At 67.2% G+C, this 13857-nt stretch carries 9 protein-coding genes and 1 pseudogene; 5 read left to right on the top strand and 5 right to left on the bottom strand.

All coding sequences use genetic code 11. The features are described from left to right. Window positions 1-20: 20 nt before the first annotated feature. Window positions 21-1445, bottom strand: a complete 1425-nt coding sequence (locus GOPIP_RS00250) for a short-chain fatty acyl-CoA regulator family protein (RefSeq protein ID WP_006367469.1) — start codon at window positions 1443-1445, stop codon at window positions 21-23. 119 nt (window positions 1446-1564) lie between these two features. On the opposite strand from GOPIP_RS00250, the gene prpD reads away from it, so the two are divergent. The 4 genes from prpD (at window position 1565) to GOPIP_RS00230 (ending at window position 8735) form a co-directional block, all read left to right on the top strand. Next, window positions 1565-3076 (top strand): 2-methylcitrate dehydratase PrpD, encoded by a 1512-nt coding sequence (gene prpD / locus GOPIP_RS00245; protein WP_006367468.1) that lies wholly within the window; start codon window positions 1565-1567, stop codon window positions 3074-3076. Next, entirely contained in the window at window positions 3076-4005 is a 930-nt protein-coding gene (gene prpB / locus GOPIP_RS00240; protein WP_006367467.1) for a methylisocitrate lyase, read from the top strand. Before prpD ends, prpB begins: the two co-directional genes overlap by 1 nt. After that, window positions 4002-5243, top strand: coding sequence for a bifunctional 2-methylcitrate synthase/citrate synthase (locus tag GOPIP_RS00235; RefSeq protein WP_006367466.1), 1242 nt, complete (start codon window positions 4002-4004; stop codon window positions 5241-5243). Before prpB ends, GOPIP_RS00235 begins: the two co-directional genes overlap by 4 nt. 102 nt (window positions 5244-5345) lie before the next feature. Next, a complete protein-coding gene (locus GOPIP_RS00230) occupies window positions 5346-8735 on the top strand; it encodes a pyruvate carboxylase (protein ID WP_006367465.1) in 3390 nt (1129 codons plus the stop codon). On the opposite strand, the gene GOPIP_RS00225 is transcribed toward GOPIP_RS00230, so the two are convergent. Then, window positions 8732-10006 (bottom strand): threonine/serine exporter family protein, encoded by a 1275-nt coding sequence (locus tag GOPIP_RS00225; protein WP_006367464.1) that lies wholly within the window; start codon window positions 10004-10006, stop codon window positions 8732-8734. The two genes, GOPIP_RS00230 and GOPIP_RS00225, sit on opposite strands and share 4 nt — an antisense overlap. A 34-nt stretch (window positions 10007-10040) precedes the next feature. Continuing rightward, window positions 10041-10598, bottom strand: a complete 558-nt coding sequence (locus GOPIP_RS00220; RefSeq protein WP_020171700.1) for a helix-turn-helix domain-containing protein — start codon at window positions 10596-10598, stop codon at window positions 10041-10043. Between GOPIP_RS00220 and GOPIP_RS00215 the strand changes: the two are divergent. Further along, window positions 10569-11474, top strand: a pseudogene (locus GOPIP_RS00215) (DMT family transporter); the annotation flags it as partial. The gene GOPIP_RS00220 and the pseudogene GOPIP_RS00215 sit on opposite strands and share 30 nt — an antisense overlap. Before the next feature lie 30 nt (window positions 11475-11504). Here the strand turns inward: GOPIP_RS00215 and GOPIP_RS28095 are convergent. Together GOPIP_RS28095 and GOPIP_RS00210 are read right to left on the bottom strand one after the other, a co-directional pair. Beyond that, window positions 11505-12137 (bottom strand): nucleoside/nucleotide kinase family protein, encoded by a 633-nt coding sequence (locus tag GOPIP_RS28095; RefSeq protein ID WP_081482462.1) that lies wholly within the window; start codon window positions 12135-12137, stop codon window positions 11505-11507. A gap of 72 nt (window positions 12138-12209) precedes the next feature. Then, the gene (locus GOPIP_RS00210) at window positions 12210-13835 is read right to left on the bottom strand and encodes a 4-hydroxyphenylacetate 3-hydroxylase family protein (protein WP_006367460.1); all 1626 of its coding nucleotides are present in this window, start codon (window positions 13833-13835) and stop codon (window positions 12210-12212) included. Window positions 13836-13857 lie beyond the last annotated feature (22 nt).

Below are 13857 nucleotides of genomic sequence, written 5' to 3'. Positions count from 1 at the left end.
CGGTGGCATCGCCGGAGGAGTCACATGGGCGCCGGGCGGTAGGGGACGGCGTCGCCGATGGTGGCATCGACGTGGATGGCCCGGCCGAGCTGTGGGAAGGCCCGCTGCGGGCAGGCCGGGCGGTCGCAGACCTTGCATCCCGCGCCGATCGGCACGGTCATCCGGGTGTCGGTCACATCGACGCCGGTCGAGTACACCAGTCGATCGGCGTGGGCGAGGTCGCAGCCCAGGCCGATCGAGAAGCCGGTGCGCGGGGCGAGGAAGCCGTGATGGTCGCCCGTGGTACGGGCGAGCCAGAAGTACGAACGGCCGTCGGGCATCTGCGACACCTGGGTCACGATGCGCCCCGGCGTGGCGAAGGCGTCATGCACCACCCACAGCGGGCAGCTCCCGCCGACGCGGGAGAAGTGAAACGCCGTGGCCGACTGCCGTTTCGAGATGTTTCCGGCCCGGTCGGTACGGACGAAGATGAACGGTATGCCGCGGCTGCCGGGGCGCTGCAGGGTCGAGAGCCGATGACAGATCGTCTCGAAGCCGACCTCGAAGCCCAGGCTCAGCAGTTCGATGTCGTAGCGGGCGTTCTCCGCGGCGGAGCGGAAGCGCTCGTAGGGCAGCAGTAGCGCTCCGGCGAAGTAGTTGGCGAGACCGATGCGTGCGACCGGAATCGTTGCAGTACTGAGGTTCTCGGCGCCGGCGAGGATGTCGTCGATGGTGGCGCCCTGATCCAGCAGCGCCAGCTGGGTGGCGAGCTGGAATGCGCGTTGCCCGGCGCTCAGGCGGCCGGCGAGATGAATCACCTTCTCGCCCGCGTCGAATCGGCGTTTGGGTACCGTGACGGCCGAATGCGGGTCGGCGTCATGGGTGATCGACACGCGGATGTCGAAGCGCCGCCGCATCACCTGCGCCAGTTGCAGATCGAGCCCGCCGATGTGCAGGTCCTCGTCGTCGAAGAGTCGCTCGGCGGCCTCGTCGAGTGCGCCGATGTAGTTCTTGCGGTCGTAGAAGAAGTCGCGCACCTCCTCGAACGGCATGGGCTCGTTCGCGATTCCCGGGTCGGTGATCCGGCCGCCGTAGGTTTCGAGTTCGGTTGTCGCGGCGGTGAGTCTGCGGTGCAGCGCCACCAGTGTTCGTCCGACCGCGGGCATGCGTCCGACGAGTTCGGTGATCTCCGCTCGCGTCACCTCGGCGGAATCGCTGTGTGCGCCGAGCGCCTCGGCGAGGTCGGCGACGAGCCGCGCATCGGTGTCGGTGGCGAAGTAGTCGGCGTCGAGTTCGAACTCGCGGGTGAGTGCGAGCAGGACGGGCACGGTGATGGGGCGCTGGTCGTTCTCGAGTTGGTTCACGTAGCTCGTCGATATCTCGATGCGCCGGGCCAGCGCGGCCTGCGAGAGGCCGCGCTCGTCGCGTAGTCGGCGCAGTCGTGCGCCCACGAACATCTTCGCCATGGCAGGCACAGTACCCGCCGTGGCGTTCACAACATTCGCAAGAACCCACCGAGATATCCACCTAATTACACATCTGCCAGGTCTTTCGCGTACCTGTCCCGTCTGCGTACGGTGCGAACATGATCAATCACGACGTGCGGACCCACCGCAGCTCCGAGGACTTCCCGCAAGCCGAGCATCTCGCGCAGAAGATCGCCGAGGTCGCCACCGACCCGGTCGCGGTGCCCGCCGAGACCGCGGAGATGGTCGTGAACCGCATCATCGACAATGCCGCGGTCAGCGCCGCCTCGGTGATCCGCCGCCCGGTCACCAGTGCTCGTGCACAGGCGTTGGCACACCCGCCTGCCGAAGGCGCCGCGGGTGCGGCCGTCTTCGGCGTCGACGGCCGGTATTCGCCGGAGTGGGCGGCCTGGGCCAATGGTGTGGCGGTGCGCGAACTCGACTTCCACGACACCTTCCTCGCCGCGGAGTATTCGCATCCCGGTGACAACATCCCGGCGCTGGTCGCGGTGGCCCAACACGTGGGTGCCTCGGGTGCCGATCTCATTCGAGGATTGGCCACGGCCTACGAGATCCAGATCGACCTGGTCCGCGGAATGTGCTTGCACGAGCACAAGATCGACCACGTCGCCCATCTCGGACCGTCCGTCGCGGCAGGTCTGGGGACCATGCTCGAGCTCGACGAGGAGACGATCTACCAGGCGATCGGACAGGCACTACATCTCACCACCGCGACGCGTCAGTCCCGCAAGGGCCTGATCTCCAGTTGGAAGGCGTATGCACCGGCACACGCCGGAAAGATCGCCATCGAGGCGGTGGACCGCGCGATGCGCGGCGAGGGTGCACCGGCGCCGATCTGGGAAGGAGAGGACGGCGTCATCGCGTGGCTGCTGGGCGGTCCCGACAAGACCTACCGGATCCCGCTTCCCGGCCCGGGGGAACCCAAGCGCGCCATTCTGGACAGCTACACCAAGGAGCATTCCGCGGAATATCAGAGCCAGGCTCCGATCGACCTGGCGCGGCGTATGCGTGAGCGCATCGGCAACCTCGACGACATCGAGTCGATCGTCCTGCACACCAGCCATCACACGCACTACGTGATCGGTACGGGCTCGGGGGATCCCCAGAAATTCGATCCGGCTGCCAGCCGGGAGACCCTCGATCACTCGGTGATGTACATCTTCGCGGTCGCATTGCAGGACGGCACGTGGCATCACGAGGCGTCCTACGCTCCCGAACGCGCCGCCCGCCCGGACACGGTTGCGCTGTGGCGCAAGATCTCCACGGTCGAGGACCCCGAGTGGACTCGCCGATACCATTCCACCGATCCGGCCGAGAAGGCGTTCGGCGCCAAGGCTGTGATCACTCTGACCAACGGTGAGGTGATCACCGATGAACTCGCGGTCGCCGACGCCCACCCGCTCGGCGCTGCGCCGTTCGCGCGAGCTGCCTACGAGGCGAAGTTCGCGGCGATGGCGCAGGGGGTGGTCGACGCGGAGGAGCAGCAGCGATTCCTGGTGGCTGCTGCCGGGCTCGGCGACCTCGGGGCGGGCGAGCTCGGCGCGCTGAATGTGCGCGTCGAGCCGACCGTTCTGGACAAGGCGCCGACCATCGGTTCGGGGATCTTCTGATGAGCGAGTCGACATCGGGACTGTTCTCGGCCCGCACGTGCGCGGGGGACAAGCGCAAGGCCCTGCGTGCCGCCCTGGCATCCGGCGAGTTGCAGCGCTGGCCCGGTGCCTTCTCGCCACTGGTGGCGAAACTGATCGCCGACATCGGCTTCGAGGGCATCTACATCTCCGGGGCGGTCCTCTCGGCGGACCTCGGTCTCCCCGACATCGGACTCACCACCCTGACGGAGGTCGCGGGGCGCGGTGCGCAGATCGCGCGTTCCACCGACCTGCCGAGTCTGATCGACGCCGACACCGGATTCGGTGAGCCCATGAGCGCGGCCCGCACCATCGCCACGCTCGAGGACGCCGGGCTGGCCGGGTGCCATCTCGAGGACCAGGTCAACCCCAAACGGTGCGGTCACCTCGACGGCAAAGACGTGGTGCCCACCGGCGAGATGCTGCGCCGGCTGCGGGCAGCGGTGTCGGCGCGCCGCGACGACGACTTCGTCATCTGTGCCCGCACCGACGCCGCGGGCATCGAGGGTCTCGATGCCGCGATCGAGCGGGCCAAGGCCTACGCCGACGCCGGCGCCGATCTGATCTTCACCGAGGCGCTGACCGATCTCGCTGAATTCGAGAAGTTCCGTGCCGCCGTCGACGTGCCGCTGCTGGCGAACATGACCGAGTTCGGCAAGTCCCGGTTGCTCACCACCGAGCAGTTGCGCGACGTCGGCTACAACGCGGTGATCTACCCGGTGACCACCTTGCGGATCGCGATGGGCGCAGTCGAGCGCGGACTGCGGGAGATCGACTCCGCGGGAACGCAATCCGGGCTGCTCGACGACATGCAACATCGCAGCCGACTCTACGAGTTGCTTCGTTACGCCGACTACAACGCCTTCGACTCCGAACTGTTCAACTTCACCTTGGAAGGAACCCGGCCGTGAGCCCGACCAGCAAGACCGCTTCCGCGTCTCCCCAGTCCGCGTCTCCCCAGTCCACGTCCACCCAGCCCACGTCCACCCAGCCCACGTCCACTCAGTCCACTTCGACTCGGTCCGCCCCCGATCGATCAGCCCCGACGATCCACAAGGGCCTCGCCGGCGTCGTCGTCGACACCACCGCCATCTCGAAGGTGGTGCCCGAGACCAATTCCCTGACCTACCGTGGCTACGCGGTCCAGGAGCTCGCACAGCACTGTTCGTTCGAGCAGGTCGCTTATCTGCTCTGGCACGGTGAGTTGCCGACCGACGCCGAACTGGCGGCCTTCACCCAGCGGGAGCGAGCGCTCCGTCGGCTCGACCGTTCGACACAGGCTGTGCTGGCCCGCATTCCGGAGAACTGCCATCCGATGGATGTGGTGCGCACCGCGATCAGCTTCCTGGGCACCGAGGACCCCGACGAGGACAACGCGTCGCCGTCGGCGAATCTCGAGAAGGCACAACGCATGTTCGCGGTCCTGCCGACCATCGTCGCCGCCGACATGCGACGTCGCCGCGGCCTCGATCCGATTGCGCCGCATCACGGACTGGGCTATTCGGAGAACTTCCTGAATATGTGCTTCGGCGAGGTGCCCGATCCCGTGATCGTCCGGGCATTCGAGAAGTCGATGGTGCTCTACGCCGAACACAGCTTCAATGCTTCCACGTTCGCCGCGCGTGTGGTCACCTCCACGCAGTCCGACATCTACAGCGCGGTCACCGCGGCGATCGGAGCACTCAAGGGATCGCTGCACGGCGGGGCGAATGAGGCGGTCATGTACGACATGATCGAGATCGATCGTCCCGAACGTGCACGGGAATGGTTGGAGGCCAAACTGTCTCGAAAAGAGAAAATCATGGGATTCGGCCATCGGGTGTACAAGAATGGTGATTCCCGCGTGCCGACGATGCAGGCTGCGCTCGAGGAGATCTCGCACCATCTCGGCGATACCCGGTGGCTCGCGATCTATCACGAGCTCGCCGACGAGATGTCGAGTCGCACCGGCATCAAGCCCAATCTGGACTTCCCGACCGGACCGGCCTATCACCTGATGGGCTTCGACATCGCTTCGTTCACACCGATCTTCGTGATGAGCCGGATCACCGGCTGGACGGCGCACATCGTCGAGCAGACCGCGGCCAATGCCCTGATCCGTCCGCTGTCGTCCTACGACGGACCGCCGCAACGCGTTCTCATTGCTTAGGACTGGTTGCCCTGCTGCTGGGCTCCGCGGGATAAGGTCACCGTGGGGGCATGTGCATCGGGTCCATTTGTAGCGGGACAACGACAGAAACGGATGAGCAGCATGTTCGACAAGGTTCTGGTGGCCAACCGCGGTGAGATCGCGATCCGGGCGTTTCGTGCGGCGTACGAACTCGGCGCCCGCACGGTCGCGATCTTCCCCTACGAGGATCGCAACTCCCTGCATCGGTTGAAGGCCGACGAGTCCTACCAGATCGGCGTCCCCGGGCATCCGGTACGCGCGTATCTCTCGGTCGACGAGGTGGTGGGCGCGGCGCAGCGATGCGGCGCGGATGCGGTGTATCCCGGCTACGGGTTCCTTTCGGAGAACGCCGGTCTCGCGCGGGCATGCGCGGCGGCCGGCATCACCTTCGTCGGCCCCAGGGCCGAAGTGCTCGACCTGACCGGCAACAAGGCGCAGGCGATCGCGGCGGCACGGGCCGCGGGTCTTCCGGTGCTGTCCTCCTCGGAGCCGTCGTCGGATGTCGACGAGTTGGTGACGGCCTCGGAACAGATGCAGTTCCCGGTGTTCGTCAAGGCGGTGGCCGGTGGCGGTGGCCGCGGGATGCGGCGCGTCGACGACCCGTCGACTCTGCGGGAATCGATCGAGGCGGCCTCGCGCGAGGCGGAAGCGGCCTTCGGAGACGCGACGGTGTTCCTCGAGCAGGCCGTCATCAATCCGCGTCATATCGAGGTGCAGATCCTCGCCGACACCCACGGCGACGTCATCCATCTGTTCGAACGGGACTGCAGTGTGCAGCGGCGTCATCAGAAGGTGGTGGAGCTGGCCCCGGCACCCAATCTCGATCCGGTGCTGCGCGAACGGATCTGCGCCGACGCGGTCGCCTTCGCCCGGCAGATCGGCTACTCGTGTGCGGGCACGGTCGAATTCCTCGTCGACGAGCAGGGCAGACATGTCTTCATCGAGATGAATCCGCGAATCCAGGTGGAGCACACGGTGACCGAGGAGATCACCGATGTGGACCTGGTGGGTGCGCAGCTGCGGGTGGCCTCGGGTGAATCGCTGGCCGACCTCGGTCTGACGCAGGACGCGATCACCGTGCACGGCGCGGCGATGCAGTGCCGGATCACCACCGAGGACCCGGCCGCCGGTTTCCGGCCCGATGTCGGGCGGATCACCGCCTACCGCACGCCCGGTGGTGCCGGTATCCGCCTGGACGGCGGAGCCAACCTCGGCGGTGAGGTCAGCGGCCACTTCGATTCCATGCTGGTCAAACTGACCTGCCGCGGCCGGGACTTCGCGACCGCTGCGCGCCGGGCCCGACGGGCATTGGCAGAGTTCCGGATTCGTGGTGTGGCCACCAATATCCCGTTCCTGCAGGCGGTTCTCGACGACCCGGATTTCCGGGCCGGGCGGGTGACGACGTCGTTCATCGACGAGCGTCCCTGGTTGCTGACCACCGGCGGATCGGCCGATCGCGGTACCCGCATCCTGGAGTACCTCGCCGACGTGACCGTCAACAAGCCGCACGGTGAGCGGCCGTCGACGGTGTACCCGCGGGACAAGCTGCCCACCGTGGAGCGTTCGGTGCTCGGAGCGCCGCCTGCCGGTTCCAAGCAGCGGCTGACCGAGCTGGGCCCGGAGGGATTCGCCCGGGCACTGCGTGATTCGCCGGCCGTCGGGGTCACCGACACGACCTTCCGCGACGCCCACCAGTCGCTGCTGGCGACACGGTTGCGGACCTCGGCGCTGATCACCGTGGCCCCGTATGTGGCGGCGCTGACCCCGCAGCTGCTGTCGGTGGAGTGCTGGGGTGGCGCAACCTACGATGTGGCGCTGCGCTTTCTGAAGGAAGATCCGTGGGATCGGTTGGCGCAGCTGCGCGAAGCGATGCCCAATATCTGCCTGCAGATGCTGCTGCGCGGCGCGAACACCGTCGGCTACACCCCGTATCCGACGAAGGTGACCACCGCCTTCGTCGCCGAGGCCACCGCCACCGGCGTGGACATCTTCCGGATCTTCGACGCGCTCAACAACATCGAGCAGATGCGCCCGGCGATCGACGCGGTCCGCGAGACCGGCACAGCGGTCGCCGAGGTGGCGATGAGCTACACCGGTGACCTGGCGAACCCGGCCGAGGACCTCTACACCCTGGACTACTACCTGCGGCTGGCCGAGCAGATCGTCGACGCCGGAGCGCACATCCTGGCCATCAAGGACATGGCGGGCCTGCTGCGTGCGCCCGCGGCGACCAAGCTGATCACCGCCCTGCGCAACGAATTCGATCTGCCGATCCACGTGCACACCCACGACACCCCGGGTGGTCAGCTTGCCACCTATCTGGCGGCGGTCACTGCCGGTGCCGACGCGGTCGACGGGGCATCGGCGGCGCTGGCGGGCACGACCAGTCAGCCTCCGCTGTCGGCGATCGTCGCCGCCTTCGCGCATTCCGAGCACGACACCGGTCTGGATCTGGCGGCGGTGTGCGACCTCGAGCCCTACTGGGAGGCGATCCGAAAGGTCTACGCGCCCTTTGAGTCCGGGATTCCCGGGCCCACCGGGCGGGTGTACTCGCATGAGATCCCGGGCGGTCAGCTCAGCAACCTGCGGCAGCAGGCGATCGCCCTCGGTCTCGGTAATCGCTTCGAGGCCGTGGAGGAGGCCTACGCGTCGGCCGATGCGATGCTGGGCCGTCTGGTGAAGGTGACGCCGTCCTCGAAGGTGGTCGGTGACCTCGCCTTGGCGCTGGTCGGCCAGGGCATCGAACCGCGTGACTTCGCGAACGATCCGGCCGCCTACGACATTCCGGATTCGGTGATCGGGTTCTTGCGCGGCGAGTTGGGCGACCCGCCCGGTGGATGGCCGGAACCGTTGCGCACCAAGGCACTCGAGGGTCGCCGCCCCGCCGAGCCGGTGGTCGAACTCGCCGCCGAGGACTCCGCGGCGCTCGACGTCGCGGGGCGGACACGGCAGGAAACGTTGAACCGCTTGCTGTTCCCCGGCCCCACCAAGGAGTTCACCGAACACCAGGAGGCCTACGGCGACACCTCACGGCTCTCGGCGAACCAGTTCTTCTACGGGTTGCGGTACGGCGAAGAACACCACGTCGAACTCGAACCCGGTGTGGTGCTGCTCATCGGCCTCGAGGCGATCAGCGACGCCGACGAGCGCGGCATGCGGACCGTGATGTGTGTGATCAACGGCCAGCTCCGCCCGATCGCGGTGCGAGACCGTTCGATCGACTCCGCGGTGGAGGCTGCCGAGAAGGCCGACCGGGCCAATCCGGGTTCGGTCGGGGCGCCGTTCGCAGGTGTGGTGTCGATCTCGGTGGAGGTCGGCGACGAGGTGGCCGCCGGTGCGGCGATCGGCACCATCGAGGCCATGAAGATGGAGGCCACCATCACCGCGCCCGTCGGTGGCAAGGTCACCCGCGTGGCCGTCGGGTCGGTCACCTCCGTGGCGCCCGGGGACCTGCTCATCGAGATCGGTTAGGCCCGCCGGCCGCGGTCGCCGGGTGTTCCGATCTCGGCGACCAGCGCGCCGATCTTGATGCCGATGCACAGGCTCGCGAAGGTGGCGGGCGTGGTCTGCAATGCGTGCGTGTCGAAGGAGGCGAGGGCGACCAGACCGACGGTGCCGGGCACGAGCAGTAGGAATGCGGGCTGAAAGGAGATGGTCGCGGGTACGGCGACGGTGAGTCGTTCGATCGTCCGGGCCGCGACGAACAGCACCGCGGCGCTCACCCCGGTGGCCACCACATTGCCGACCCAGGCGGACGCCGCGGTGAGCACCGCGTAGGTGCACACCATCACGCCGACACTGAGCACGGTGAGCTTCATTCCGGAGCCGAAGGCGCAGCCGACACCGACGGCGAGTGCGACGACGCCGATCCACGACAGCCACAGCGGTGGTAGCGCTTGCCACCCGCCGCTGCCCGCCACCGAGGAGATCTGCCCGAGCAGCGCTGCGGAATCCGGATCGATCCGAAGGCCGGTCACCGCGGCGCCCGCGGCGATCCCGCCGGCCATGAACCCGAGCATGATCAGCCCGTAGAGCAGCCGCGCAGAACCGGTCACGATGTCGGTGGCCGTCAGTTCCAGCAAGGCGTTGGTGATCAGTGCGCCGGGCACGAGGATCGCGATCGGTGCACACACCCCGAACAACGGCACCGAGCCGGCACCCACCGCCGATGCGACGGAGGCGACGACGAGGGTCGAGACGAAGGCGGCGACGAACGGCACGATGGCGGCACCACTCTCGATCCGATCGAGGATCGTCTTGAGGATCCCGACCAGTCCACCCGCGGCCATCGCGATGAGGATCGCCCACCACGGGCAGCGGAACACCGTGGCCAGCCCGCCGGCGACCAGTGCGCTGCCGAGGATCCAGGACAGCTGCGGATGGGTGCGCGGCATCGCACGAATCCGGTCGATTCGTTCGGGCAGACCGTCGAGCGGCACCGCCGCCGAGGTCGTCTCGTGGACCAGTCTGCTCGCGTGGGCCGACTGCCGGAAGGAGAGTTCGGTGGCGTCGGAGTGGAACATTCGGACCGTGCCGGTCTCGGGCTTGGTGACGAGAACGGCTTCGGGCAGAACCGAGAATGTCAACGCCGGGGCCGTGCGGGGGTGCGTGTCGGCCGCCTGCTCGAGTGCGGCGCGGACGTCGGTGACCGACAGACCCGCGTCGAGCAGCAGTGCACCGAGGTGGCCCAGATGGCGTGCTGCGGCGGTCTCGTCCTGATCGGACGGCTGTGGATCGGTCACCCGGGATCGGCCTCCTGATGTCGGCGGTGTGGTCTCAGCGCACGACGCTGCGCGCGAATCGGGTGACCTCGTCGGCGGCATTGAGATAGCGGTACGGCTGCGAACTCGGGAAGCTGATGCTCTCGCCGGGGCCGAGTTCGGTTGCCGAGGAATCGAATTCGATCCGTAGTCGGCCGGTGGCCACGATGATGATCTCCCACCAGCCGGGTGGATCGGGTTCGGCGTCGTACCGATCACCGGGGCCGAGGGTCCACGCCCACAACTGTGATTCCTGGGAGGCGGGGACGCTGGCGAGCAGCCGGCCGACGCTCGCCTCGTGGTCGCCGCGCCAGGCGAGGACGTCGAGGTCGGTCGGGCCGTCGCCGAGGGTGTCGGGGTCGCGCACCATGTCGACGAAGGTGACCTCGAGTGCCTCGGCGAGCCGGTCGAGGCTGGCCAGACTGATGTTGGTGTCCCCGCCCTCGACCTTGACGATCATCCGGCGACTGATGCCCGATGCGTCGGCGAGCGCCGCCTGGCTCAGGCCCGACTCCTGACGGAAGTGTCGAAGGTTGTGAGACACATGCGCCAACACGTCCGCCCGATTTGCCATGCGCACTATAGTACCGATAGCTTGTCGACCATGGTCAGGTGCACTATGTTGCGCAAGCCGGAGCTGGTGCTCCGGCCGGAGTCGGCGCTGCTCGCGGTCACCGCGGTGTGGGGAGGAACCTTCCTCGTCGTCCACACCGCTGTTGCGCACAGCGGGCCGTTGTTCTTCGTCGGACTCCGGTTCGTGCTCGCCGGGCTCCTCGGCCTGGTGGTGTTCGGGCGGAGGTTGCGGGGGATCACCCGCGCGGATATGGGGGCGGGGCTGGCCATCGGGGCGATGATGGCCGTCGCCTACAGTCTGCAGACCTTCGGCCTGCAAACCATCAGCTCGAGTGCCTCGGCGTTCATCACCGCGCTGTACGTCCCGCTGGTGCCGGTGGCGCAATGGGCGATCTTCCGCAAGGCCCCGGGCGTGATGAGTTGGGTGGGGGTGGTGCTGGCCTTCGTCGGATTGATGCTGCTCGCCGGTGGGACCGGTGGCGGGATCGGCTTCGGCACTGGAGAACTGGCGACCGTGATCGGAGCGGTGGCGTGTGCCGGTGAGATCGTGCTGATCGGGTTCTTCGCGGGCAGGGTCGACATCGCCCGCGTCACCATCATCCAGTTGCTCGCCGGTGGCGTCTTCTGCTTTGCCGCCATGCCCGTTGCCGGAGAAGCTGTTCCGTCGTTCTCCTGGGTCTGGCTGGGTGCGGCGCTGGCGATGGCGTCGGCGAGCATCGTCATCCAGTTGACCATGAACTGGGCCCAGCGCCACGTCAGCCCGACGCGGGCGACCGTGATCTATGCCGGAGAACCGGTGTGGGCGGGGATCTTCGGGCGTCTCGCAGGCGATCGGCTCCCGCCGGCGGCTTTGCTCGGCGGCGTGTTGATCGTTCTCGGCGTGCTGGTCAGTGAATGGCGACCGCGGTCACGACGTGCAGTCGAGAAGGGCGTCACACCGGTCACGGCAGCTGCGAATGAGCCTGGCATTGGGGTCGTCGACCGACTCGATCCACCGCCGGGCGTTCTCGGCGCTGCGGCCGGCTGCGATGTGGCGAACCGATAGCCGTTCCCGCCGAACATCATCGGGGACGTCGACGAACCACAGGCGGTCGATGAGGTCGCGTACCGGCGACCACTCACCGTCGAGGGCGAGGTAATTGCCCTCGACGACAAGCACCTTCGCGGTGGCCGGGATGATCAGCGCCGCCGCGATGGGCTCGGCGGCGCCGCCGATGACCCCACGATGATCGAAATCCGGTGCGTAGATGTCTTTTCCGGGGACGGCCGCGCGGCGGAGCAGCGAGACGAATCCGTCGACGTCGAAGGTGTCGGGGGCACCGCGACGATCGGTCCGGCCCAGACGCTGCAGCATGGTGGTCGACAGATGGAACCCGTCCATCGGCAGATATCCGACCGCGTCGTCGCCGAGCCTCTCGGTGAGGTCGGCGACGACGCGGCGGGCGATGGTGGTCTTGCCCGCGCCCGGGGCCCCGGTGAAGCCGGCCACGAATCGTGGTGTGTCCGCGGCCGCCTCGATGATCTCCGTCGTCGGCGTCATGTGCCGCGACTCTAGACCATCGAGAACGGAGTGGTCACCGGGACGGCCGCGGGGGCACCGGGCATGGGGAGATCAGTGACCCGGGCCGAAGAAGCTGACGTCGTCGTTGCCGATGAGGTCGGGAACGGTCCAGCCGTCGAGGTCGTATTCGGCCAGGCAGGCCTCGGCGAGCCCCTTCATCTGATCGACCCCGCCGCGGTTCTGTGCGGCGAAGAGCAACTCGGCCTTGACGTTCTCGTGGTTGCCCGAGTAGTTGCGCTCGTAGAGTTCGTGGCGGCCGCCGAATTCGGAGCCGATCGAATCCCACAGTGCCTTCATGACCTTCACGCGGTCCACGGCGGTGATGCCGTTGGAGCCGCGGACGTACTTGTCGAGGTAGGGGCGCACGGTGGGGCTCTTGAAGTCGGCGGCGCTCGAGGGCAGATAGATCAGCCCCGACGCGACGTCCTGTTCGATGATCTCCTTGATGCGCGGATAGCCCTGCATCATGAACATGCGGTAGGTCAGGCCGTACTCCAGGCGTGGGATGACGGTGTCGCCGATCCATGGTTCGGGGTTGTGGGCCATCGCGTCGGTGAGGGTCCAGAAGAGATTGCGCCAGCCGATCACCTCGCCGACGCGGGTCTGCACGCCGCGGAACCCGCCCGAGCCGGTGCAGTCGAGGGCCTTCATCAGCAGGCCGGCGATGAAGTCGAGCTTCACCGCGAGACGGGTGCAGCCCTGGAAGGTGAAGCGCGGCAGGAAACCCGACTGCGGGAAGAACGCGTTGATGCGTTCGACGTCGCCGTACATGAAGACGTTCTCCCACGGCACGAGCACCTTGTCGAAGACGAAGATGGTGTCGTTCTCGTCCATCCGGCTCGAGAGCGGGTAGTCGAACGGCGAGCCCATCACCGCGGCCTGCTGGGTGTAGGACGAGCGGCAGATCAGTTTGATGCCGGGCGAGTCCATCGGCACCGTGCAGATGAGTGCGAATTCCTTCTTCTTGATCGGCAGGCCGTAGTGGGCGATGAAGTTGTAGTTGGTGATCGCCGAGCCGGTCGCGACCACCTTCGCGCCGGACACCACGAGCCCGGCGTCGGTTTCCTTTTCCACCTTCATGAACACGTCACCGACCTCGTCGGGTGGCAACTGACGATCGACGGGCGGGTTGATGATCGCGTGATTCCAGTAGAGAACCTTCTCCTGCGACTCGCGGTACCAGCGCTCGGCGTTGGCCTCGAACGGTGCGTAGAGATCCTTGTTGGCGTGCAGGGTGCCGAGGAAGCTGGCCTTGTAGTCGGGGGAGCGGCCCATCCAGCCGTAGGTCATGCGTGCCCACTCGGCGATCGCGTCGCGTTCCTTGATGAGATCGGCCGAGCTGGTGGAGGCCTTGAAGAACGGCATCGTCACGCCGCCGTTGCCGGTGTCGGTCGGTGCGGTCACCTTGTCGCGGGTGGCCGGGTCGTGCATCGAGTCGTAGAGGCGCGCGGTCATGCGGATGGGGTTGCGGAACGCCGGATGGGTGGTGACGTCCTCCACGCGCTCACCGTGCAACCAGATCTCCCGACCGTCCTTGAGCGACTCGATGTATTCGTCACCGGTCATCGGCCGGGTCGCGAAATTCTTCGTGTTGTTGGCGGGGGCGTCGGCAGCCGGGTTGGTCTGCGGGGTGCCGGTGGCGGCCGGGTCGCCTGCGGGACGTTCGATCGTGGTCATGATTGATACCTCTTTCTGATGG

Source organism: Gordonia polyisoprenivorans NBRC 16320 = JCM 10675 (genome assembly GCF_000241325.1).
GTDB classification, from domain to species: Bacteria; Actinomycetota; Actinomycetes; order Mycobacteriales; family Mycobacteriaceae; genus Gordonia; species Gordonia polyisoprenivorans.
Note: the sequence above shows the minus strand (reverse complement) of the source record. Positions and strands in the feature narration are given on the sequence as shown.